The organism is Methanoculleus sp. DTU007, from assembly GCF_001512385.1.
Lineage (GTDB): Archaea > Halobacteriota > Methanomicrobia > Methanomicrobiales > Methanoculleaceae > Methanoculleus > Methanoculleus thermophilus.
In genome coordinates this window covers 29283-52640 of record NZ_LFRO01000050.1, presented here as the reverse complement: position 1 = coordinate 52640, position 23358 = coordinate 29283, and the positions used below count along the sequence as shown (strand labels likewise).

Here is a 23358-nt window from a genome sequence, read left to right as displayed (position 1 = left end):
CCTCTCGAGCATGTCGTTCTTCTTGTCGGCGTCTTGGACATTCCCACTCGCATACCATTCAGGCGTCACATTACCATATGTGTAGGTCTCCATGCCACCGGTCGTCGAGACGGTGAAGGTCACCTTCTTCATGTCCACCGATGCTCCACCGGCAGCAAGCCGCAGGAAGAAGCTGATCTCTGCCACTTCGTCATCCGTGTTTGATGCCGCCACGATGACCGGTCCGGACAGCTCAAGGTTCGAACTCGCCTGTGCCACGCCCGTGCCCACAGCTCTCTGCGCCTCGCCGGTCGCGAAGAACCCAGCACCGAGCATTACGTACGAGAAGACTGCAGCCACGACGATGAACGCGATCAGGACGATCGCGGCCTCGAGACCGGTGAATGCGTCTTCGTTTCTCACCATTTTAATCATAAAGCGTTTCCTCCATTTACCGAGGTCCGGGGGAGTGACTCACCCGAACCGATACGGTTCTTTGGAGTATATGCATAAACCCCTATAAAAATTTATTCAATTTGATATGGGTTTTATACGGAGTTATTCAATTAATAGATAGATGTAACCAAGGGTTTGCTGGCTCCAAGAGCCAAGAGGCAAGTATTTTTAGCCGGAAGTGCAAAACTAATGGATAAGAAAAATAGGTTCACAAATCAGCGCATTTGTGGAAATATTATTTCCGCGCGGAATTTTGCCTCGCACATATCGATATGTGCTGGCGGATGGCCGGGCGGGGCCGAAAAAATGGAGTTAAACCAATAACAAAGCAGGAGCAGAGTATGACAGAAAAAAAAGATTTTATGTATGTTGTTCTGGCTATCGCAGTGGTTCTCGTGATAGCCCTGGTGATCAAACCAGCGATGAACGGTGAGGGCCCGGGACCATGGGGCGCCAGAGATCCTGAACCGACCATCACTCCGGTGTGGACGCCCACGGTGCCCCCCGCGACCACGGTGCCGACCCCAACCCCGGTCCCAACCTGGGACGGGAAGCCGCAGAATATCGGGTTTGTCGACCGCGCGACCTATCAGATCCCGACTGGGAAGACGATCCATCAGAATCTGACCACCCCGCCGCCCGGGGCCGCGCCCGGCATCACCCGGTGGGTGACCTACGCGACGATCGACGGCAAGGGATCGGGGACGACCGGGGTTGTCCGCATCCCGTCCCCGATGTGGCGGCTCGACTACTCCGATATCACGACCTCAAACGACGAGATCCCCTTCTTCAACTGCCAGGTCATGGACGCACAGGACCCGAACCGATTCGTCAGGATCGTCACGCTCAACTTCGCCGACTTCCTCGGGACGAAGGGCGAGCCGGATCTTCGGGAAAAACAGTGGGTGAACACATTCTACGAGGGGAACCGCGACTACTACTTCGTCATCAATACCCGGTGCATCGACTCTTACAGCATAAAGATCCAGGTGCCGGAGACCTACGTGGGCGCGCCGCTGGAATGACCCCGGCGCCCCACCATCGATGATGATCCTGTAGCCCGGTGGAGCGAAACCTGCACCGCTCCTCCCTTTTACCCGCTGAACAACCAGGGTAGCCGTTCGGATAGTTGTTGCCGCACGAAAAGAGCGGCAGATCTTCCATCCATCACCCATAGATCGTAAAACCCCAAGGTGCGGCTTATCCTCGGGGAAGGAGTTCGAAGACTCTAAGAGTGCAGGTCGGTGCGACGAACGGCAGACGGGTCATGACAGCCTTCTCGATTCAGCATAAAAAAACCGTATCGCCACCACGACGATCTTTACGCCCCAAAAGGCACTCCGATGCGGAAAGAAAGCACGGATAAAATTGTGTGGAGCCGCTCAGGCGGCCACCTTATCGATCATATAGCCTGCAGTGCTAAGGACGGCGATGAAGACGATCAGCGCGATGATATACGACAACCCCTCCATCCCCACCATCAGCCCGGGCAGCACTACCAGCAGCAGGATAAAGAGTGCAAGACACCCGAACGCGGCAAGCACCTCAAGGACCCGTAGATTCATGTACTGAAGATGGGATATCGGGAGGTATATCTCTATCTATCCCCCATCTCGTGCCCGGGCCAGTGCAGAAGGCCACAACCTTATACCCTGCGATTGACAACCCTTCCCGCATGAAGAGAGACGAGGCACAGGCCCTGCTCGAGCGTTACGTAACGTCGCCGTCGCATATCGTACACAGCCATGCCACGGCGGCGATCATGCGAAAGGTCGCAGAGCACCTCGGCGAGGATGCCGCGACGTGGGAGATCGTCGGTCTTCTGCACGACATCGACTACGACCTCGTCGGCGGCGATATGGACCGGCATGGTATCGAGGGCGCCCGGATCCTCATCGAGAACGGCGTCCCGGAGAGTATCGCCGAGATCGTCCGGCGCCACAACCATATGCTCACCTCTGACTACGAGAGCCAGGTCGAGCTCGCGCTTCAGGCGGCCGACAGCGCTTCAGGCCTGATCATCGCCTGCGCCCTGGTGAAGGGCGGCGCCATCGATGAGGTCACCCCACGGACGGTGAAGAAGAAGTTCAAGGAGAAGTCGTTTGCCGCCGGATGCGAGCGAGAACGAATCCGGATGATCGAGTCGCTCATGGACCTGGAGACGTTCTACCGCCTCGCGATAGCCGGGCTCGCAGAGGTCCGTAGCGATCTCGGTCTCATCTAGCCGCAATCCATATATCACGAAAAGAGTGAGTGGTACGACCATGACGGACGAAGAGCGCGAGAGAGTGATTAACCGCTTAAACGAGGCAGTAAGGCTTCTTGCCGAACGAATGGACGTCCGGCTCATCCCGGAGGTAGGGATGAACATTGCCTACGCCCTGCCCGACGCGCGGAGCAAGGACGACGTAGCCGCAGTCCTCGGCCGGATCGTGAGGCTCAAAGACTGGGTCCACCCCGTCGGAGAGGTCGCGTTCGGCGCAAGCGATCACGTAGCCCGGACCGTCCTCACGGCCATGCGCTTCGACCGGCGGGTCCGGAGCGCGGCGAACATCCGCTTCTCTGAGGCAATCCTCCCGGAACTCGACAACCTCCTCTTTGAGGTCTGTTCTTTTGACCGGGAAAAAGAACCGCCGGGTGTGCAGACGATGGACTGGGGCGTTGCCTCCTGCTGCAAGGAAGGCGTACCCGATGTCATCTACGACCGTGGAGCCGTGGGAAAAGAGCCGATGATCAGGTTCTTTGGTGAGGATCCGGTCATGGTCGCACAAAATATTCTTAAACTGTCAAATCGCATTACGTATGCACAATTGTAGAGGAAGGTCCACATGGGAATAAAACCATCGTATATCAAGAACCTCGGTGAAGAACTCCTCGTCAAGCACCGTGAGAAGTTCAGCGGAGACTTTGAAGAGAATAAGCACGCCGTCGCTGAAGTTGCCGTAATTGAGAGCAAGTACGTCCGGAACAGGGTCGCCGGATACATCTCAAGAAAGATAAATACCAAGAAGCGATAAACCTCCTATATGTTTGAGGGAATCCTTCCGGCAATTATTACTCCTTTTCACCGGGACTCCAAGCTGAGTCTTGATCTTGAAGGACTGCAGTCCAACATCGAGTCATTGCTCAAACAGGGGGTCCACGGCATCGTTCCCTGCGGGTCGACCGGCGAGTCTGCTACGCTCACGTTCGAGGAGCACGAACAGGTGATCTGCAAGACCGTCGAGGTCGTCGACGGGCGGGTACCGGTACTCGCAGGGACTGGGTCAAACAACACCGCAGAGGCAATCCGCCTGACCCGGTCGGCAAAAGATGCAGGCGCGGACGGGGCTCTCGTCATCAGCCCATACTATAACAAGCCGAACCGCTCCGGGCTCATCAAGCATTTTACGAAACTCGCCGACCTCGATCTCCCGATCGTCCTTTATAATGTCCCGGGCCGGACGGGGCAGAACCTTCAGCCCGACCTGGTGGCTGAACTGGCAAAACACCCAAACATCGTCGGGATCAAAGAGGCCAGCGGCGACATCACCCAGATCTCCCGGATCATCGAGGAGACCCAGGACGAGGACTTCATCGTGCTGTCGGGGGACGATGCAATGACGCTTCCCGTCCTTGCCATAGGTGGGGCGGGCGTGATCTCGGTTGCCGCAAACATCGACCCCGGCCGGATGGTGGAGATGTATGAGGCATTCCGGGCGGGAGATCTCGCCCGTGCGCAGGATCTGCACTACAAACTCGCCCCGCTTATGCGGGCGATGTTCGTCGACACAAACCCCATCCCCGTGAAGAAAGCAGTGGAACTCTGCGGAATGGCCTCCGGACCGGTCCGGTTGCCGCTTGACGAACTCGACGAGGCAAAGACCGAACAACTGAGAAGAGTGCTGATGAACCATGATTAAGGTAGTCATATCCGGCGCCCTGGGAAGGATGGGCACCACAATCGGCCGGATCGTCGACGAATCTCCCGACATGGAGCTCGTCGGCGGTATCGATATACGAGAAGGAACATTGTACGGGACGCAAGTAGTCCCCGCTGAGAAGCTCGATGAACTCCTCAAAGAGAAGAAGCCCGACGTCCTGATTGATTTCACCATTGCAGCCGCTGCAGTCGAGAACATCAAGATAGCCGCTCAAAACAACGTGGCACTCATCGTCGGGACGACAGGGTTCTCCCCGGAGCAGCGGGAGACAATCAGGACCGCCATTGAGGGGAATGTCCCCGCGGTGATCTCGAGCAACTTCTCCGTCGGCGTCAATATCTTCTGGAAACTCGTCCGGGAGGCAGCCCGCGAGCTCGGTGACTACGATATCGAGGTCACGGAAGCCCACCACCGTCACAAAAAGGACGCCCCGAGCGGTACCGCAAAGACAATCCTTGAGATCCTCGACCAGGAACTCGGGAACCGCGAGAAGGTCTACGGCCGCGTCGGCGAGACCGAGCGGAAGGGCGAGATCGGGGTGCACGTCATCCGCGGCGGCGATATCGTCGGGGACCATTCAGTCCTCTTTGCAGGGAACTTTGAGTGCATCGAGATCTCTCACCGTGCCTACGACCGGGCGATATTCGCACAGGGTGCGGTCCGGGCCGCACGATGGGTCGTCGGCAGAGAGCCGCGCATCTACTCCATGCAGGATGTTCTCGGAATATAGTGGAGAGGCGAAATCTATTTTTTAATACACTTATAACCTATGTACATTCGGAGGAACAGAAGTGCCAGCAATTGTTGATATTGAGAAGTGTACCGCCTGCGAGACCTGTGTGGACGTCTGTCCGGCTGCCGCCATAACCATGGAAGACGGCAAAGCAAAGGTCGATGTCGATCTCTGTGTCGACTGCGAGACCTGCGTCGATGAGTGCCCATCTGAGGCCATATCGATGGAATAAAAAAACATACTCTTTTAATACCTCCTACACTACAGATACTTTATCTATGATTAATGTAGGAGTGCTTGGTGCCACAGGAGCGGTTGGACAACGCTTCGTTCAGCTTTTGGCGGATCATCCCTGGTTTAATCTCAAGACACTCACCGCATCGGAACGGAGTGCAGGAAAGCCCTACGGCAAGGTGGTCAACTGGCGCCTTGATGCGCCATACCCGGAGAGCGTCAGTGATATCATTGTCACTCCCACAACCGTCGAGAGCGTCAAAGACTGCGACCTTGTCTTCTCGGCACTGCCTGCCGATGTAGCAACCTCCCTTGAGACGGAGATCGCTGATGCAGGCATCGGCGTCTGCAGCAATGCGCGGTCGCACCGCATGGACGCGGACGTTCCGCTGGTGATCCCGGAAGTCAACCCGGATCACCTGGGCCTGATCGATGTCCAGCGGGACCGGGGACGTGATGGATTCATCGTGACCAACCCAAACTGCTCCACGATCGTCCTTTCACTGGCCCTTGCACCCCTCAGAGAATTTGAGTTCCATGATGTGCGTGCAGCAACCATGCAGGCAATCTCGGGAGGCGGATTTAACGGCGTCTCAGCCATGGAGATCTATGACAACATCATTCCTTACATCGGCTCCGAAGAGGAGAAGATGGAGACTGAGACGCTCAAGATCATGGGTACCTTCAACGGTTCCGAAGTGATCCCCGCCCCGTTCCGGGTGAGTGCAAGCTGCCACCGGGTCCCGGTAATCGACGGGCACACTATTGCGGTCTGGGTCGACGTAAAGGCGTCGGTCGATGAAGTGAAAAAAGCTTACGCAACCTTTAAGTCTCCCTTAAGCAATCTACCCTTACAGCCAGCAAAGGCAGTTGAGCTCCTCGACCAGCCTGACCGCCCGCAGCCACGGCTCGACCGTAACCGGGGGCGGGGCATGACGGTGTCCGTCGGGAGAATCCGCGAAGGATTACGGTTTGTTGCACTTGGCCACAACACCATTCGTGGGGCTGCAGGCGCATCCGTCCTCAACGCAGAGCTGATATACTCGAGGAAGTACCTTTAGACGAGGTGGGCTAATGATTAAAGACAACACAGTATTCGTAGGAAACAAACCAGTCATGAACTACGTGCTCGCGGTGGTCACCCAGTTCAACAACGGAGCGGAGGAGGTCGCTATTAAAGCTCGGGGGAAGGCTATCTCACGGGCAGTCGACACAGCGGAGATCGCCCTCAACCGGTTCCTGGAGAACGTGAACAAGAAAGAGATCTTCACATCGACCGAGATGATCGACACCGATACCGGTAAGACAAACGTCTCAAGTATCGAGATCATCCTGGCTCAGACGAAGTAGGGTCTCAAATCATCTTTTTGATCTGCCGTCAAAGAGTGTATACTATGCTCCTTGACTGATCCGGATCGCGCCAGCTCGTTTCGGCGCGCCTTCTCCTCGCTGCAAGTTGCCGGTGGTTAAAGCCCAATCTTTCGAGGGCGATCCGACAAATATCCCGCATATTGCCTTTCCCATGCAGGAGTAACCATAAAGGTTTTATGAACCCCTCTATAACCTTTGTAGTATGAAATGGGTGACAATCAGCATGGTGCTGATGCTGGTCTTTGCTCTCTTCGCACCCGCAGCGGCAGAGGGGGAAGAGCGGTACAGTTACATTGCAGTCAAAGATGTCACCATCCAGCTGGAGAGAGCAGATGCCTCCATAACCATGAATTATACGATCGATGGAGGCATCAGTTTCCTTGTTCTCCTCCTTGGGAAATCGGATTTGAGGCAGAAGGCACTCACCATACTGAACTTCGACGATGCCAGAGTTGACCACCTTGACCTCAACCGCATCGAGGTGTATGTGGATAACGTCTCGGAGGACTACGGACAGGGATCATACTGGTTCCCCGCACACCGGTTCGGCGTGACCATTCCCTCGCTCACCGTTATCACTCCGCAGGATACCAAGCGCTACGAGAATATCAGTACCTTCCCCGAAGGGTTTGGATACTTCGCTTAACAACCCGAAGGTAGGGTCAACTGCTGGTTAGGGCACGGGGGTGCTGCAGGTAGTGTGTACGATCGATTATCGGCACCGGTGCGACCGCCGCTCGCCGCTCGTCCATCCTGCAGCCATGAGCCCAATCTCCCACTAGGGCGCGGCCATCATTTTTCGGAGATGCTGCAATCTCACGGCAGAGGCGGTCTAGGCTGGCCCCGGTGTCGATATCCATACCACTCAAACAGGGAGACCAAGAGATTCAGACGTCAATCAGAGATAGTTGTCGCCATCACCGCACGGCCCGATGACAACATCAGTATCTCTTCAGCCCAAGGAGTGGCCCTTTGGTATATCAGCCAGGAAGAGTTGGGCCGTCGCCGTTGTGGAAATGACAGGGCAACTCCCCGACCTGAATGCCAGGGTCGCTTTGCCCAATTAGATAAATGCCGGCGCACAAAACGCCACCAGAACCAGTCTGCTCTTCATTCACCACTTCGTCGATAAGCGAGAGCGCAACTCACGCGCCTCTCTTCAGCAGAACCGGCTCGCGCTCATCTCTCCACCTGCTTAAAAGCGACTGGAGATAAACGCCAAAGAAGGCGCAGAAGAGCCCACCGAGCGTGGCAAAGATGATATAGCGCACACCGAGATCGCCTGTGATCGGGAAACCGGTGATCTCACTGATCGAGAGGATGTAAGTGCTTGCACCGTAGGCGATGGCACCTATAGCGAGGACAAAGAACGGCAGGGCGACTACCCGGCGGATGGCCTCCCGCTCATTGAGGAAGACATCGATGATCTTTCCCACCGAGGCGACGAGGCCAGCCACGGTGAGCCAGACGATAGCCCCGTATATGAACGCCAGAATCTGGAAGAAGACCCCTAACGAGGTGTAATACTCAAGAAGACTTGTCAACCCGAGGATTACCCCAACTATACTTAGCAGTATCGCGGCGATATACGAGACGAATGTGAACCTGCCGCCATGCAGCGACGCGCGTAGCGAATTGATGAGATACCCAAACACCTCGTCGATCCCCATACCTTTGAAGAGCAGGTACGTACCGACGACGCCAACGACCACGATGGTTGCTCCCTCAGGGTATCCAAGCAGGTATCCCACCGCGTACAGGAGCATGGCAAGACCAAGCGGCACGAGCACGAGCTTCGAGACCTTAGGGTCGTCGAGCAGCCGTTTGAGGATATAATACGTCCCCTCGAGATTCGGCATCTGGTTGACCACGACCCTGCGCACGCTGCTGACCGGCACCCTTGATTGGATGATCGGAAGGACATACTCGTCCTCAGCACCGTCCGTTACCAGAATGCAGGAGGTGGCATTTGTGGCTGTGAGAATCTCATCGAGGCTGGAAGCTATCCGTCGGTCCCCGTCGAGCAGGTTCATGTGGTTGCCGCAGATGACGGCGACAGCAACCTCCTCCCCCCTCTCGACGAGTTCATCGTAGATCTTAATCGTCTCAAAGATGGCATTGATGTCAGAATCTTCTGAATCGACCAGACCAAGGGAGGTTGCCGCATGGAGGCATGCCTCTCTCCCAACAACAGGGCCTTCAACCCGGGCTTTAAACCCAAGATCATCATCGCGATCGATACAGAGGACGAGCGTCCGCTCTTTTGCCATTCAATAAAACATTGCCTCAGATGTATTAAACCATTTGCAGCAGAGGTGGGAAAAAAGTATTAAATGAGTTTTGCACGCTGAAGCAGGAGCAGATCATCAGTCGTGATCTTCTCGCCATCACGGAACTGCTGGAAGACGCGTTCAGCCTCTTTCCTTACGGCCTTCTGTTCTTTGGTGACTTTGGTCTTCTTGGTCTTCTTCCGGAGGCCCGAGATCACCTTATCATAATCCCGAAGTTCCTTCTGGCAGGCGATGAACTGCTTGTGCTCCTCGTCTGCAGCCTCCTGGGCTTCAACGAACCGCTGGTGAGCCAGGTCGGCCTCCTCGCGTGACTTGTCGGCCTTCCGGTACGCCTCCACCATCAGGTCGTGGTGCCGCTGGGCAGCCTCGGCTTTCTCGGTGACCTCCTTGTGGATCTCGGAAGCCTTCCTGCGGAACTCACGGGCTTCAGCGAGTTTCGCCCGCATCTCTTTGTTCCGCTCGAGTTCGGCCTCCTGGTCCTTTGCCGCCGCCTTCAGCTGCTTGATCTTCTCGATCAGTTCCCGCTCTTTATCGGTGCTGTAGACCTCAGTCTGCTGCTTGAACTCAAGGTGTTCAATCTGTTTCTGCAGTTCTTTGATGCCCCGGTTGCGAAGGTTGCCGTGCTCCTTCTTGAAGGCCTCTATCTCATCAAAGAGTGCGTTGGCCTTGTCGTTGTACTCGTTTCTCAGGTCTTTCAGCGCCTGGACTTCCTCGTTGAGTTTATCCCGTTGCTCCTTATGCTGCTGCGCCTCCTCGACGAACTCGCGGGTCTGTGCGTTGAGGGTGTTACGTTCCCGGGCATTTTTGCTGGCAAGAGCATTCAATTCATTGCGCCGGTCTTTGTGTTGTTCAGACTCCGCAAGGACTTTCTTTCGCTTCTCAATCAGATCGTTCAGCATTCTCTACCAATCCTCGGTATTCAGTACCTGTCTCATATCCCCACCAGCAGGACCGCTCCATGCGCTGCAAGGATGCCGGAGGCTTACGTAGCGGCTATACCACAAGAAAAGACGCTTCCCGGACTCGTTATCGGGTCCGTCATTCATCTGTCTGCTCATGTGTTCAACCCCGGTACCTGGCAATCGCAGACCCACAGGTTCTGCGCCCTGTACAATACACCCCGTGCTGGAGGGATTATACAAGAACGTCTATATTTCAAACGTCATCTGTACTATTAAGTATTTCGTAGTGGGCCGGAGGGAGACTGTCGGAGAGCAATTTGACGCAAAAAGGTAGAGGAGGATATGATAGATTAGAGGAAGTCAATAAGATGCCCGCTCGGATCATCATCCCTTGCCATGCGCCTGCCGACGGATGCGCTGGACCGTTGCGTCACCGGTTCATAGGCACGATGGGTTCCGAGGATCTGTGCACTTTTAACGCCGGTCATGACCGCCATGACACGTACTCTCCCCTCAAATTCACTATTCACCCGGGCTCCCCAGATGACATCCGCGTGCGGATCGAGTTCGTAGGTCAGGGAACTGGCGATCTCCTCGGCGTCCTGGAGGGTCAGGTCGTTCCCGCCCGTGATGTGGATGAGGCTTCCTGTTGCCCCACGGTAGTCGATATCGAGCAGGGGGTGGTTGAGGCACTCGTGAACGACGCTCTCAGCCTTGTTCTGCTGTTTGCTCTCTCCGACGAGCATCACGGCGACTCCCCCTTTGCTCATGATAGCACGCACATCCGCGTAATCGATATTGATGAGCGAAGGCTCCGTGATCGTCTCGCTGATGCCCTTGACCGTCTCTGCGATGAGTTGATCCATAACCGAGAACGCCTGCCCGAGCGGGAGGTTCGGCACATACTTGATGAGACGGTTGTTGTCGAGCACAATCACCGAGTCGGCAGCCGCCGAGAGCTGTTCAAGCCCCTCTTCCGCACGGAGAAGCCGGGCCTTCTCGACCTGGAAGGGGTAACTGACCATGCCGACGACGATCGCTCCCTGTTCCTTTGCGATCTGCGCGACGACCGGTGCGGTTCCCGTGCCGGTACCCCCACCCATACCAGCAGTGATGAAGACCAGGTCGGCGTCACAGAGGAGACTCTCAAGAGTCGGCCGGGCCATCTCAGCCGCACGCCTGCCGACGTCCGGGAATCCACCGGCCCCAAGGCCTTTCGTGAGCGATTTGCCAACAAGCACCCTTTTGTCGGCCTGGATCATGTCCAGATGCTGCTTATCCGTATTGATCGCGATCGTCTCTGCGCCGCTCACCTGCATGTGGTACAGGCGGNNGATCGTGTTATTGCCTGCACCGCCACACCCTACGATGACAATCCGGGGTTGGCCGAGGATGTCGTCTTCCCCATCGGCCGGGTCTGCTTTCAGATACTTTTCGCGTTCTGCATGTTTCAATGCCTCATTGATGATTGTCTGCATTGGATACCTCCTAAACCTGGAATGAAATCTGGTCGGCCTCACGGAGAACACGGTTGCCATGCCTTTCAAGAAGTGCCCTGACCGAGTAGCGCACAGCCTCCGATACTGTGGGGAACTCGCCAGCCTCCACCAACCTCTCGAGCATCTCAACCTGCTGCCGGGGCAATCTGATAGTTATCCGATCCATCATTTTAATCACTCATATCTGACACATGACAGCCGCGAGTCTGCCATTTGTCAGACAATCGCAATCTTTTTGTCTGACTTCATCAGATAAGCCATAATAATACCCGTATGGTATAAAAAACTTATGAAATGAATTCCTGCCCGACACAACGGTTTTATTGATAGTTGTCGACAACGTATCCTCAAAGAGTTGCCACTGATATGAGAGACAACCTCCCAGAAAGGATGGAACACGGCGGTCGGGTGCGCTGGCACAATACCCGGGTGAGAGGAAAATTGCTTGATTTTAGTGCTAACATTAACCCTTATCCCCCGGAAATACCCTGGACTCCGGACCCGGCGACCCTGAAGGATTATCCGGATGACCAATATGAGACCCTCAAAGAGGTGATCGGCAGGAGGTTCAGACGGGATGCGGCGGAGATCGCCGTCGGCAACGGATCCGTCGAATTGATTCGCGCGTTCTGTTCTGCCGTGCTCGGAGCCGATGACGCCGCCTGCATCAAACCCCCAACGTTTGCCGAATATGAGATGGCAGTCCGACTCGCCGGTGCTCGGTGCACCACCGAGGAGCGCGGAGTTGCAGTTCGGTTTCTCTGCAACCCGAACAACCCCACGGGAAGACTGTACACCCGTCCGGAAGTACTCCAGGTGCTTGAAGAGAATGCCAAACAGGGATCATACCTCTTCCTCGACGAAGCGTTCATCGAGCTCGCTGACCCGCGCCAGAGTCTCGCCGAGATCTCGCATGAGAACCTCTTTGTCCTGCGTTCCCTGACAAAGAGCTTTGCCGTGCCAGGCATTCGGTTCGGCTACGCCTTCGGTACCCCAGAACTGATCGAGAAGATAGAGACGGTCCGTCTTCCCTGGACGGTCAACGCGTTCGCCGAGGCTTTTGCCATCGAGGCCTTCCGACACTACGAGAGGCTTGAAGAATCGCGGGAGCGGATAGCCCGCGAGCGCGACTGGCTCTCCGGCCGGTTGAGAGACCTTGGGCTTTCCTATGAACCCCCATCTGCAAACTACATCCTGCTGGAAGTCCCGACGGATGCGGAGGTTCTAGTCAGGCGGCTCCTTGAACGCGGTATTCTGGTCCGTGACTGCCGGTCGTTCGGACTTCCCCGCCACATCCGCGTGGCTGTCCGGACCCGGGAAGAGAATAGACAACTCATCGAGGCACTTGAAGCATGCTTGTCCTGATCATGGCCGGAGGGGAGGGGACGAGGCTCCGGATGGGCGAAAAACCGCTTGTCACCATCTGCGGCAAGCCTATGCTCTCCTACGTCATCGATGCTTTCTCGTCGGCAGGGCACGACGTGGTCGTGGTTGCCTCGCACAAGACACCGTTCACCAAGAACTGGTGCCGGGCCCAGGGGATCACCCTGTATGAGGCAGAAGGGCTCGGCTACGTTGAGGATATCCATGCGGCGGCAGCAGACCTCGAGGAGGAGGGAACGCCCTTCTTCACCTGCGTATCCGACCTCCCCTGCCTGGCGCCCGAGATCATCGCCAGCATCGAGGGCGCCTGGCGCCAGGCGGGCGTTCCGGCATGCTCCACGTGGGTTCCCCGCGACCTTGTTAGAGAGCACGGCTGCCGTACACAGTACATAGAATCGATCGACGGCGTACCCGCCTGCCCGGTGGGGATCAACATCCTGACGGCCGGGGATCTCGACGTCCCACAGGATGAGTTGCGACTCCTCCTGCATGATCGGAGGCTCGTCTTCAACATCAACACACGGGAGGAACTGGCGCTGGTGCAGAGGTATCTCTGCCGAAAACGCGGACCGTAACGCCGTTTTCGAATGTCGATGGCGCGAAACCCCCAGGCAGGGCTCGGCAAGACCTCATGGAGAGCCGTGCATAGTGGGAGTGTCGCTCGCCCAACCCGTCAACCATCGCCCCGGGGGCACTCCCCGGGGGAAGGCAACTTTGGGGCATTCTCACCGGGGCAGGCACGCAGGGAAAACTGTATTATCGGACTATCACCTACCCATATACATGGAATCCTGCCGGGAAATCGAACTAGAGGGCCATATCATCGATTCAGGTGTAATGACCCTGGTGTTTGACAAGATTATGGATATGGGGGGAGAGTTCGAGATCCTCACCTTCAATGTTGGGAAGCAGAAGACAGACACAAGTTACGCACGGCTGCGCGTGACGGCACCTACCGACCAGCAACTTGATGCCATCCTATCAGAGCTGCACCGGCTTGGCGCGCGCACCCCCGAGATCGAGGACGTCATCCTTGTACCGGCAGAGGGTGACCGGATCCTCCCAAAGGGGTTCTACTCGACCACCAATCATCCGACCTTCGTAAAGTACCAGGGTGAGTGGCTGCCCGTCGAGCATATCGAGATGGACTGTCATATCGTCATCGATGAGAGAGAGAAGCGCGCCATCTGCACTCCGATCTCAAAGATCAAGGCCGGGGATCTCGTCGTCGTCAGCGAGACGGGAGTCCGGGTGGTCTACCCTGAGCGGCCGCGCAAAGTCAGCACATTCGAGTTCATGCATGGGACCGTCTCATCGGAGCGGCCGAGCGAGGCGATCATTGGAAAGATTGCCCGCGAGATCCTGGAACTGAAGAAGAGAGGAGAGAAGATCGGGCTCGTCGGCGGTCCGGCCATCGTCCATACGGGAGCTGCCGCCGCTCTCGCGAGGATGATACGCGCAGGCTACATCGATGTGCTCTTTGCGGGGAACGCTCTCGCCACCCACGATATCGAGTCCAACCTCTTTGGGACATCGCTTGGAATGGATATCAAGACGGGTAAGCTTATCACCGGCGGGCACAAGCACCACATCCGCGCAATCAGTGAGATCATGCGAGCGGGCTCCATCAAGAACGCGGTCGAGCAGGGGATCGTCACCGGGGGGATCATGTATGAGTGCGTGAAGAAGGGAATCCCGTTCGTGCTCGCCGGTTCCATCCGGGACGATGGACCGCTCCCCGATACGATAACGGATGTCGTCGTAGCACAGGACACCATGCGCCGCTACATCCACGACCTCAGCATGGTGGTGATGGTAGGAACACTCCTTCACTCGATCGCCGTCGGGAACTGCCTTCCCTCGTACGTCAAGACCGTCTGCGTCGATATCAATCCCGCATCGGTGACGAAACTGATGGACCGGGGTACGACGCAGGCGATCGGCGTCGTGAGCGACGCCGGAACGTTCCTCCCGCTTCTCTGCGAGCACCTGGAAAAATTGGAGAAGTGCTAGCGGGTAAGCGGCATACAGAACGGCTCTTCCTGCTCCAGCACGAACTCCCACTCTCCTTTGCACTCGCACTCCGTCTCCGCAAGAGCACGCAGAAGTTCTACATCCCCGGATAGCGAATATTCGCCAATTCCTTTCACGATCGGGGCGTCGCAGGCGCCGCAGTTGTGTGGTCCCCGGACCTGTCCGCCGCCAACAGGGTCGCAGAGGACATGCACCGGTGCTCCAATCAATACGTCAAGAACACTCCAGAGGTATGGCGGGCGGTACGCGTTCTGGTTCCAGAGGCGCTCGACCTCGGTTCCGCTCTGGACGGTGCAGAGGTTCATCGAGATGCTGTCTGCGACGGAAGCGACGTCCTTAATGGAGCGCACCATGTCGTCACGCGCCTCACGCTCGGTCAGGAACGGCGGTTTCATCAGCAGGTAGGCCTTCACATCCGCTCCGACGGCATGCGCAACCTCTGCTGCACGGAGAAAGTCGGCGTATGTGAACCCCTTATCGATGCTCTTCTCCCTGATGGCGTCGTTTGTGGTCTCCAGACCCACAGCAATGGAGAGCGGTCGATCCCAGGCCCCGGTATCAATACCCTCCAAAAACTCCCGGAGCGCTTCCGCGTCGACGTACTCAGGCCGTGTCTCGGCGATCACGAGTTTGCCCCGGAATGCCTCCGCAACTGCGCGCCGGGCGGCGGGGGGGACCTCATCGGGATCGAAGAAACTTCCAGACGTGAAGATCTTGAGCATCTGGTAATCATCGTCGGAGAAGTTCTCTTTCACCCAGCGGACCTGGCGGATCAGCCGGTCGGTAAGTTCATCCAGAGGGAGGTCCTGGTAGCGTTCGTGCCGGTAGCCGCACATACGGCATCGGTTCCAGGAACAACCGCCGCTCCGAAAGATTACCGTCAGCGTATCGAGGATCTGACCGTTATAGCGGTCTTTCCCCCGCCAGGACGCCAATGGCTTCTCGATTGATTTGGATAGCATTATACCTCATATTCGTTGATGTACTGATATGAAAAGGATCGCATGGCTGACGGTCATCGCCGCGATGCTGCTTGTTAGTACAGCATCAGCTGCGTATGTCGCAATCAGTGCTCCACAGACGGTAAACGTCGGCGAACCGCTCGAGGTCACAGGGACTACGATCGCGCAAGGGCTCACGCGACCCTCACTCAACCCCGGGTTCAGCACGGAGATCGTCCTGTACTATGCCCAGCACACGAAGCGCGAGGTTGACCGCAAGACGATCGTCGTGCAGCAGGATGGTTCGTTCTCGACGACGTTCGAGACCGAGGGGCTTGCTGTAGGGCTGTACTCGATCGAGCTCGTCGATCCTACACGGACCACCTTTGGGAGCAGTTCGAAGATCCGGCAGCTCGTCACCCTGGTCGACAGGTCTGGAAGCCTCACGGTGACCTCCCCGCTCAACTAGGACTTCGATGGGTACCTCGATCTCCAGGGTGCAGTAAGCGGCATCGGCAGCTCGGGCATACAGATCCAGGTAGAACATGATGGTTTCATCGTTTACGGGCCGGAGTTCATCAGCACTGATGCAGACGGCAGGTTCGATACGGCGGTGCCCATCTCCAGCGGAGGTTCGTACAAGGTCACCTTCGCTGACATCGACGGCTACATCGATAGCCAGGACTTTGTGGTAAGCGGTGCACCGACTCCCACGTCGATCCCGGGGATATCCGCCAGTGCTCCCGCCTCGCGGTCCGCGCCGGCGTACTTCGAGATCGATACCCGGAGCGGCACTGTGGCGATCGCAACCTCAGCCGGGATCGACTGGGTGGTCGAGTATATCGATGAGGATGAAAGACACCACAAGGTGAATAATAAGGGCCTCCTCGAACCCGAGACCGCAGAGTTCGCCGCGCGTGGGGGTGTGGTCTACGTCAAGGTCTACCCCATGAGTTACAACGACAGCGGAACGGTGCAGATCTCGGCTACGAATGCCAAATCAGTCAGGGTGAGCAAGGCCGCGCCTGCACTCTTTGGAGACGCGACCCCCACCCCCGCCCAGGCTGCACCGCTCCCGGCGGCCCTGGCACTCATTGCACTCGTAGCAGTCATCCTCGCCCGCCGGGGATGAACAACCTTTTTTTTATCCCACGACCAATAGGTTAAGGCGAGCCGGGATAGTCTAGTCCGGGAAGGCGGTGGCCTTGAAAGCCACTGGTGCTTGGCACCTCGGGAGTTCAAATCTCCCTCCCGGCGTATTCTGTTTACGTTCACATCGCTGTTAAATAGAGATTCACCCCGTATGATAAGATGTATGGGATGCCGGTACCCCCGTTAGGTCTGGAACCGGCAGTCGTTGAGATCAAGTTGCCTGTTTTCACTCCTCTCTGATCCAGCCCTCCCGCACCCACCGCTCGTACTCGTCCGGCCGCCAGTCGCGGTTTGCCCGCACCACCCTGCCAAAGCACCTCCGGTTTTCCGCCATCCTTGCCTCCTGATCAGGGTAACGCGGGCGACTTTTGATTGCCAGGACCAGCCGCCTCCCGAGATCGCGTGCCGCCGATTCTGCCCTATCGATCGCCTCCGGATCGTCTCCGAGCGCGACGCTCATCCCCCCAACCGTCGTCACCCCGAGGTAATTGAGCGCAAGGTTCAGATAACCGACAACCGCATCGCCTCCCGAGATCTCGGTGGTCGCGATGCTGCAGCCGTATCTCCCGGAGAAGTTCTGGTAGTGCATCGCGTCCGCCAGCCGGTCGATGAAGACTTTCATCTGTCCGCTGACATTGTCGACGTAGACCGGTGAGGCGAACACCAGCCCGTCGGCATCCTGCATCCGGTCGTAAGCGGCGGGGAAATCGTCGGCAAAGACGCATCTCCCGTCCAGGCTGCAACTCTCGCAGGCGGTGCAGGGAGTGATCTGCATATCGGCAAGTTCAATGATCTCAACCTCGGCCCCGGCATCTTTCGCCCCGGCAAGCACGAAGCCTGCAAGCCTTCTTGTCCTGCTTCTCATCCCACGCGGACTTCCCACAACTGCGATTATCTTCACTCTTTCATCACGTCCTGAAGGAAAGCGTTGGCGGCGGTGCGGGAAAATGGTTTAGAACCCACCGGCGGCACGCCCGGATCTTGAGGTCTCGGGAAGGTGCGCCGCCCTCACGGTCCACCGGGACGAGTTGGGCAACTCTGTCGATTGTTTCCGCACATCGGTCGTCGAAATCGCCCACGAGAGGCCCCCGCAGGGCCCCCGTGAAAAAGATTAAAGAATCTTCTCCCCCGCCTTCGCACCGGGAGAGCACTCATAGACCTCGCGGATCTTCATGATGAGGAGCGTCTTTGCCGGAGCCTTCGCCATCTTTGAGCGGACGGTGAACTGCATCTTCTCAAACTCCGGCCCGCTGGTCCTGATCTCGACTTCGCCCTTGATCTGGAAGCAGCCCTTCGTCTCGGGCCCCCAGACGTAGATGGCAACCTTCGGATTCTCCTGGATGTTCGCCAGCGTCTTCTTCATGAAGTTGTCCGCAATCCAGATCGTCTCGTCGTCGACGAGTTCAACAAACCCGATCGGGACCACGTTCGGCCACCCGTCCTTGGAGGCCGTGGCGACCGGGAAAGCCTTCATCGTCCGAAGCGCTGCTTTCATCTCTTCAGTAAGTGAAACCATCGGTCTTCACCAAGATATTCTCTGAACTACATATTTATATAGAATTCTGTCATAAAACTGTAGTTACAGCAGCGGTACTACAGATCCGTGACCTGATATCGCTGTAACCGTCTTTTGAAGAGATGAGGATATCGTATCATGGAAATTGGGGTCGAACTATCGGGATTTACCGCTTTCAGACAATAGATTCAGCGTTCGACCGAACCGGGAGATTGACCAGCTCGACCCCAGGTTACGTAGGCAATGCGCAGAAACCGCCATCCGAGAGTAGATCGAGAATGCAAGCGAGTCGATGGCCGCAAGACTTCGGCTGGCCCTTGCAGAAGAAAGACAGGGCTGCAAACAACCTCTGCAAGCCTCTGTGGGCGTCTATACCAAGTACGATCCCTCTATGTGCTGTGCCCGGAGGTGGAGACGGCCCCAAACCCCGCTACGATCACCGACACGAGTGCGGGGCAACCTCCCCATTGGAGAAAACCCTGGCAGCCAGTCCTCCAGCACCGGGGAAGAGAACCCCGGTCAAGGGAGGGAGAGGGCGCCGCGCGGAGAGATGAGGTGAACTCACGGCGCAAAGTCGGCCACAACGGCGGAATGATCGCTCAACCCCTGTCCACGCAGGTCATGCAGGTACCAGCACGCTGTGGGGTTCAGGCGCACTGATGCAAAGATGTGATCGTAGCGCTTGCACTTTGGAACATCTTCCGGTCCGCGGTCGGGACACCAGCTGTACTCCCGTGCCCGGTAGCCATGCAGTCTTCGGAAGACATCGGGAAGGTCGTACTCTGCAAGGCCGGCGAGGATGTTCATCTCGGCGTTATACCACCACTTCCTCGGCCGCCCGAGATATTCATCGGTCTCGGAGATCCCGGTGTTGTAGTTCTCGTTTGGTATAATATCTTTATAGAACGGGACGATCGTACCGTCGGACCGCTCTGCCTCGGGGATGTGAAGGTCGCCACAGAGGATCCGCGGCCGAGCCGAACTCGTGGCAAGGCGCCGATAGATCCCGACCAGTGTCTCCGCCTTGACGATCTCATTTCTCCGGCCGCCTATCGCCGTGGGGACGTGCGCGTTGTGGAGCTCGAACTCGCCGGTGGGCGCACTGATGACGGCAGAGACCACCCGCTGCTTCCACGGTATGTCAAAGTCGAACGGGTTGAGTGGTGTCAGGGGGTACCTGCTCGCAATCAGGCATCCGCAGTCTTTTGACTCATTACTTGGTGAGCACTGCTCCGAGAGCCGGGAGATCCCGTACGCGAACTGGAAAGGATCAGTTGCGTTTCGCGCACGAAGTTCGTTCAATCGTTCAGCCATATAGGCCACCCGTGCAATCTCCACGAGGGCAAGGCTGTCGACGGAGTAAATCAATCCGTAGGCCGCCAGTTCTTCCCGGAAGAGCGGCAGATCCCGATCCGTTACCTCCTGAAAGGCGACGATATCCGGCGAATGCTGACAGACTGCTTCAACCTTCTTCTCCACGCTCTTTAAACCCGAGCGGAAGAGATCCACGTTCCATGATATGAGCCGCATAATGCCGTTGCATTCCGCGTTGGTGCTCTACACTCATTAACGCATCGAGTTGAGAATGATTGGAAGGCGCGTTGCCGGGATTCAAACCCGGAATCATCCGCGACGGCGATCCAGCCCGATCCCGTGCTCGATACAGTGTTTATCGATTGCATCGAGGAACTTTCTGCCGTAGCGCTGGAGCTTCGCCTCACTGACGCCGTAGATTCGGAGGAGATCGACGCCGGTGCGGGGATAGTACTTCGCCATCTCTTTGAGGCTCCGGTCGTGGAAGACGGCAAACGGCGGGAGATGATCGAGGTCGGCAAGGATCTTTCGGAGCCGGCGGAGCCGGAGAAAGAGGGCTTCATCGTAGTCGGCCTCGGCTCTCAATGCGATAACACCCTCCGGACCCGGCTCGGTGAGCGGCACGGGAAGTTCGCCCTTGAGCACCGCACGGCTCCGGTCGTTTAACACCAGAACCGGATACCGCCCGCCGGTCGATGTGATGAACCCTTTTTGGACCATCTCCTGGACAAACCGCAGCCACTGGTCACGAGTGTATCCCCTGCCGGAGTTGTAGACCGGCAGGGTATCGTGTCCGTTTTCGCGAATTCGTGCACTCTTCGACCCGGTCAGCACATCGACGACGTAGGATGCCCCAAACCGCTCCCCGATTCCGCGAATACAGGTGATGATGGTCGTTGCAACCTCCGTCCCGTCAAAGACCTTCACGGGGGTCTCGCACCGGTCGCACCCACCGCACCGCTCCTCCGGATACGCCTCACCAAAGTAGGTGAGCAGGAACTTTCTCCGGCACCCGGTCGTCTCGCAGTAGTCGAGCATCATCCCTGCTTTCCGATAGGCGATGTCTTTCTGCGCCGGATCGTTGTATTCCTTCTCGATGAGGTACCGGATCGTGCCGTAATCGCCCCGGCTGTAGAAGAGGATGCAGTCGGCCGCCTCCCCGTCTCTTCCGGCCCTGCCGGTCTCCTGGTAGTAGGACTCGAGATCTCTGGGGAGGTCGGTATGAATGACAAACCGGACGTCCGGTTTGTTGATTCCCATGCCAAAAGCGACGGTGGCGCAGATGATCATGACATCGCCACGGATGAAGGCCTCCTGGTGCTCCGCACGAACATCATCGGGGAGGCCGGCATGGTAGGGGAGCGCGGAGAACCCTTCCTTCTGAAGTTTTTCCGCGAGTTCTTCCGTCGCCTTCTGGGAGAAGCAGTAGATGATACCGGCGTCGTTTTGGTGCTCATGCAAGTACGCAACAAGCCTCGGGAAGTATCGGGCCTTCGGTACCACCCGATACATGAGGTTCTTCCGGTTGAAACTTCCGATGAACCGGGCCGGATTCTTCAGGGCAAGCTGGACCACGATGTCGTTCTGGACGGCGGGGATGGCGGTCGCGGTCAGGGCGATGATGGGGACGGCAGGGAACCGTTCCTTGAGCACCCGGAGCCGACGGTATTCCGGCCGGAAGTTGTGCCCCCACATGGAGATGCAGTGCGCCTCGTCGATCGCAACCAGCCGGAGATCTGCTTTTGCAAGGAGAGAGAGGAAGAACGGCTGCACGGCCCGTTCCGGTGAGACATAGAGGATCCGGATGCGGCCTTCGAGGATCACCCGCTCGATGATCCTCTGCTCTCCATAACCGAGCGAACTGTTAATCGTCGCCGCCGGGATCCCGTTTGCCCGGAGGCTGTCGACCTGATCTTTCATCAACGCAATGAGCGGAGAGACGACGACCGTAAGCCCCCCAAAGACAAGGGCGGGAAGTTGATAGCAGAGCGATTTGCCGCCCCCCGTTGCCATGACGGCGAGGACGTCGCGCCCGGCGAGGACGGCGTCGATGATCTCTTCCTGGCCGGGGAGAAACGAGGTATAACCGAAGTATTTCTCAAGAACGGCGTATTTTGAATCCATTGCGCCACAAAACCCAATATAGTATTGTTGACCGGAGAGTAAGATAGCGTTTGCCATCATATGGGCAGGAGACGTTGCTGAAGACTCTACTTTGGTCTCGTCTTCGCCATCTCCAGCAAATTGTTACCAGACCTTTTTTACCTTTGGGATTGGCCTATCGGGTGCCGGGATGGCCCGGATCCGGTCCTTTCCGGGTTGGGCCATCCTGAGTGAACAGACGGGATAGCAGCAAAGTTTTAAGGAGACGTTATTTGAAGAGCAACATCGTCGAGGTCTGGTTGATGTGCCCGATGTACTCTTCACCGTAGGTGGAGAACCCGATCGTCGGAATGTCAGCAAATATTGAGCCATACGCCTCGTTATGTCCGATCTCCTCGAGTTCCAGCGCCCGAAGAATGCAGTGGAAGTTGATAAGAGCAGAGGCCCCTCCCAGCTGCCGAACCTTCTCCTCGACGGCCTTCCGGGTGTCCGCGACGATATCCGTCGACTCCAGCAGCGCAAGATCCATCCCTTCCTTGACCATACAGTAGAAGAGAATGCTCTCGCCCTCGATCTTCCGGGGGCTCCGGACGAAGAAGTCGTCGCCGGTCACAAGCCCAACGGGGTTGTGCATGAATCTCTTCGGCGCCTCCTCTACGGACACACCGAGAGCCCGGGCATATGCGACCGCCGCAGGCATGTTGTTGAACTCGATGACCTCCCGACGCTCTTCGTTCACCTTCGTCGGCACAAGGGTGATCCCGAGCGGCCGGAAACTCTGGGTCTTGATGATCCCGAACTCACCGACGGGCTTGAGGAGTGCAAGAACAGCCGCGTTGGTGTATGCCTCCCCATTCAGGTAGACATAGGTCGATTGGAACTTGAGATCGTCGCCTGCAGAGCCGCCGATGAAGACCACATTGGTGAGGTCGCCAAGCCGGTCCATCACATGCTCTTCTGCGCCGCTCAAACCGTCGATCAAGATCAGTCCCACGTACTTCCTGAAATCGAGGTCGCGGAGCGGCGCACCGATCTTCTCTTCAATCTCCCGGACTGCACCCATAAGTGAGTCAGGGGAGGTGACGTCGGTAACGACACTGCATGCAACGCCGCTGACGGTCCGCTCGTCAAACGCCATCGCCACAATCGCATCCTTCAGGACTCGACCGCTGGCGATCTCCCCGGCGGTCGAGCAGCCGATGACCTGCGCGCCAGGGAACGCATCGTGCATCCCCCGGCTGATCAACGCCGGATCGTATCGGGATGATGCAAAGAAAAGTACCAGATTAGGGGAAATTTCACCAAACTGTCCCTTAATATCGTCGACAGCCTGTTCAACTGATGATGCCATTGTAGTAGCGGTACTAACGCTCATGAAAACCACCTAGAGTTCGATACCCATATCACGGGCGATCTGCTTGAGTTCTGCAATCTTTGCCGGGTCGTCCTCGGACTGCGACGTCCAGCGATCCGGATTGAATCCCTTGATGATCAACTTTGTCCGGGTCGTATTCTTTAACACTTCGT

General features: G+C 57.1%; 27 protein-coding genes and 1 tRNA gene. 16 read left to right on the top strand and 12 right to left on the bottom strand.

Features of this window, described 5'->3' with window-relative positions; genetic code table 11:
• Positions 1-414 (bottom strand): archaellin/type IV pilin N-terminal domain-containing protein (locus tag ACI94_RS05910; protein WP_286681203.1); only part of this gene is annotated, 414 nt, incomplete at its 3' end.
• A gap of 362 nt (positions 415-776) precedes the next feature.
• On the opposite strand from ACI94_RS05910, the gene ACI94_RS05905 reads away from it, so the two are divergent.
• A complete protein-coding gene (locus tag ACI94_RS05905) occupies positions 777-1460 on the top strand; it encodes a hypothetical protein (RefSeq protein ID WP_286681202.1) in 684 nt (227 codons plus the stop codon).
• Between the two features lie 357 nt (positions 1461-1817).
• Here the strand turns inward: ACI94_RS05905 and ACI94_RS05900 are convergent, their stop codons facing one another.
• Complete coding sequence (locus ACI94_RS05900) at positions 1818-2000, bottom strand: hypothetical protein (RefSeq protein WP_224732801.1); 183 nt, start codon at positions 1998-2000, stop codon at positions 1818-1820.
• Between the two features lie 110 nt (positions 2001-2110).
• On the opposite strand from ACI94_RS05900, the gene ACI94_RS05895 reads away from it, so the two are divergent.
• The 9 genes from ACI94_RS05895 to ACI94_RS05855 all read left to right on the top strand — a co-directional run bounded on the left by ACI94_RS05895 (position 2111) and on the right by ACI94_RS05855 (position 7342).
• Complete coding sequence (locus ACI94_RS05895; RefSeq protein ID WP_066954476.1) at positions 2111-2659, top strand: HD domain-containing protein; 549 nt, start codon at positions 2111-2113, stop codon at positions 2657-2659.
• A 40-nt stretch (positions 2660-2699) separates the two neighbouring features.
• A complete protein-coding gene (locus ACI94_RS05890) occupies positions 2700-3251 on the top strand; it encodes a thiamine-phosphate synthase family protein (protein WP_066954473.1) in 552 nt (183 codons plus the stop codon).
• Positions 3252-3263: 12 nt separating this feature from the next.
• Positions 3264-3452 carry a 30S ribosomal protein S17e gene (locus tag ACI94_RS05885; protein WP_066954470.1) on the top strand — a complete coding sequence of 63 codons (189 nt, stop codon included), beginning with the start codon at positions 3264-3266 and terminating at the stop codon, positions 3450-3452.
• Between the two features lie 9 nt (positions 3453-3461).
• On the top strand, positions 3462-4337 hold the full coding sequence (dapA, locus tag ACI94_RS05880; protein ID WP_066954467.1) for a 4-hydroxy-tetrahydrodipicolinate synthase: 876 nt from the start codon (positions 3462-3464) through the stop codon (positions 4335-4337).
• A complete protein-coding gene (gene dapB, locus ACI94_RS05875) occupies positions 4330-5088 on the top strand; it encodes a 4-hydroxy-tetrahydrodipicolinate reductase (protein ID WP_273259019.1) in 759 nt (252 codons plus the stop codon). The genes dapA and dapB overlap by 8 nt, the downstream gene beginning before the upstream one ends.
• Before the next feature lie 61 nt (positions 5089-5149).
• Positions 5150-5323 carry a 4Fe-4S binding protein gene (locus ACI94_RS05870; RefSeq protein WP_066954461.1) on the top strand — a complete coding sequence of 58 codons (174 nt, stop codon included), beginning with the start codon at positions 5150-5152 and terminating at the stop codon, positions 5321-5323.
• A gap of 46 nt (positions 5324-5369) precedes the next feature.
• Complete coding sequence (gene asd, locus ACI94_RS05865) at positions 5370-6386, top strand: aspartate-semialdehyde dehydrogenase (protein WP_066954458.1); 1017 nt, start codon at positions 5370-5372, stop codon at positions 6384-6386.
• A 13-nt stretch (positions 6387-6399) separates the two neighbouring features.
• Positions 6400-6675, top strand: a complete 276-nt coding sequence (gene albA / locus ACI94_RS05860) for a DNA-binding protein Alba (RefSeq protein WP_083524708.1) — start codon at positions 6400-6402, stop codon at positions 6673-6675.
• A 223-nt stretch (positions 6676-6898) separates the two neighbouring features.
• Complete coding sequence (locus ACI94_RS05855) at positions 6899-7342, top strand: hypothetical protein (RefSeq protein WP_066954455.1); 444 nt, start codon at positions 6899-6901, stop codon at positions 7340-7342.
• Between the two features lie 499 nt (positions 7343-7841).
• Here the strand turns inward: ACI94_RS05855 and ACI94_RS05850 are convergent, their stop codons facing one another.
• From ACI94_RS05850 to ACI94_RS05835, 4 genes are all read right to left on the bottom strand, one after another.
• Positions 7842-8966 carry a DUF373 family protein gene (locus tag ACI94_RS05850; RefSeq protein ID WP_286681201.1) on the bottom strand — a complete coding sequence of 375 codons (1125 nt, stop codon included), beginning with the start codon at positions 8964-8966 and terminating at the stop codon, positions 7842-7844.
• 59 nt (positions 8967-9025) lie between these two features.
• A complete protein-coding gene (locus ACI94_RS05845) occupies positions 9026-9886 on the bottom strand; it encodes a coiled-coil protein (protein ID WP_286681200.1) in 861 nt (286 codons plus the stop codon).
• Positions 9887-10239: 353 nt separating this feature from the next.
• Entirely contained in the window at positions 10240-11367 is a 1128-nt protein-coding gene (gene ftsZ, locus ACI94_RS05840) for a cell division protein FtsZ (RefSeq protein ID WP_286681199.1), read from the bottom strand.
• Between the two features lie 10 nt (positions 11368-11377).
• Complete coding sequence (locus ACI94_RS05835) at positions 11378-11557, bottom strand: type II toxin-antitoxin system ParD family antitoxin (protein WP_066954444.1); 180 nt, start codon at positions 11555-11557, stop codon at positions 11378-11380.
• A 197-nt stretch (positions 11558-11754) separates the two neighbouring features.
• Between ACI94_RS05835 and ACI94_RS05830 the strand changes: the two genes are divergently transcribed.
• The 3 genes from ACI94_RS05830 (at position 11755) to ACI94_RS05820 (ending at position 14784) form a co-directional block, all read left to right on the top strand.
• On the top strand, positions 11755-12753 hold the full coding sequence (locus tag ACI94_RS05830; RefSeq protein WP_066954441.1) for a histidinol-phosphate transaminase: 999 nt from the start codon (positions 11755-11757) through the stop codon (positions 12751-12753).
• Entirely contained in the window at positions 12741-13346 is a 606-nt protein-coding gene (locus ACI94_RS05825; RefSeq protein WP_066954438.1) for an NTP transferase domain-containing protein, read from the top strand. Before ACI94_RS05830 ends, ACI94_RS05825 begins: the two co-directional genes overlap by 13 nt.
• A gap of 208 nt (positions 13347-13554) precedes the next feature.
• Positions 13555-14784, top strand: coding sequence for a TIGR00300 family protein (locus tag ACI94_RS05820; protein WP_066954436.1), 1230 nt, complete (start codon positions 13555-13557; stop codon positions 14782-14784).
• Here ACI94_RS05820 and ACI94_RS05815 read toward each other — a convergent pair.
• Positions 14781-15767, bottom strand: coding sequence for an archaeosine biosynthesis radical SAM protein RaSEA (locus tag ACI94_RS05815; RefSeq protein WP_066954433.1), 987 nt, complete (start codon positions 15765-15767; stop codon positions 14781-14783). The two genes, ACI94_RS05820 and ACI94_RS05815, sit on opposite strands and share 4 nt — an antisense overlap.
• 28 nt (positions 15768-15795) lie before the next feature.
• Here ACI94_RS05815 and ACI94_RS05810 point away from each other — a divergent pair, with 28 nt between their 5' ends.
• The 3 genes from ACI94_RS05810 to ACI94_RS05800 all read left to right on the top strand — a co-directional run bounded on the left by ACI94_RS05810 (position 15796) and on the right by ACI94_RS05800 (position 17003).
• Positions 15796-16215, top strand: a complete 420-nt coding sequence (locus ACI94_RS05810; protein ID WP_273258986.1) for a hypothetical protein — start codon at positions 15796-15798, stop codon at positions 16213-16215.
• A 144-nt stretch (positions 16216-16359) separates the two neighbouring features.
• Entirely contained in the window at positions 16360-16878 is a 519-nt protein-coding gene (locus ACI94_RS05805; RefSeq protein ID WP_273258985.1) for a hypothetical protein, read from the top strand.
• A gap of 40 nt (positions 16879-16918) precedes the next feature.
• Positions 16919-17003: transfer RNA gene (locus ACI94_RS05800), tRNA-Ser, on the top strand.
• A 121-nt stretch (positions 17004-17124) separates the two neighbouring features.
• Here the strand turns inward: ACI94_RS05800 and ACI94_RS05795 are convergent.
• From ACI94_RS05795 to ACI94_RS05775, 5 genes are all read right to left on the bottom strand, one after another.
• A complete protein-coding gene (locus ACI94_RS05795) occupies positions 17125-17799 on the bottom strand; it encodes a flavodoxin family protein (RefSeq protein ID WP_066954427.1) in 675 nt (224 codons plus the stop codon).
• 210 nt (positions 17800-18009) lie between these two features.
• The gene (locus tag ACI94_RS05790; RefSeq protein ID WP_066954424.1) at positions 18010-18414 is read right to left on the bottom strand and encodes a pyridoxamine 5'-phosphate oxidase family protein; all 405 of its coding nucleotides are present in this window, start codon (positions 18412-18414) and stop codon (positions 18010-18012) included.
• 561 nt (positions 18415-18975) lie between these two features.
• Positions 18976-19944 (bottom strand): endonuclease/exonuclease/phosphatase family protein, encoded by a 969-nt coding sequence (locus ACI94_RS05785; protein ID WP_066954422.1) that lies wholly within the window; start codon positions 19942-19944, stop codon positions 18976-18978.
• A 93-nt stretch (positions 19945-20037) separates the two neighbouring features.
• The gene (gene recQ / locus ACI94_RS05780) at positions 20038-21852 is read right to left on the bottom strand and encodes a DNA helicase RecQ (RefSeq protein WP_066954419.1); all 1815 of its coding nucleotides are present in this window, start codon (positions 21850-21852) and stop codon (positions 20038-20040) included.
• 247 nt (positions 21853-22099) lie between these two features.
• The gene (locus ACI94_RS05775) at positions 22100-23206 is read right to left on the bottom strand and encodes an FIST signal transduction protein (protein ID WP_066954711.1); all 1107 of its coding nucleotides are present in this window, start codon (positions 23204-23206) and stop codon (positions 22100-22102) included.
• Between the last annotated feature and the right edge of the window lie 152 nt (positions 23207-23358).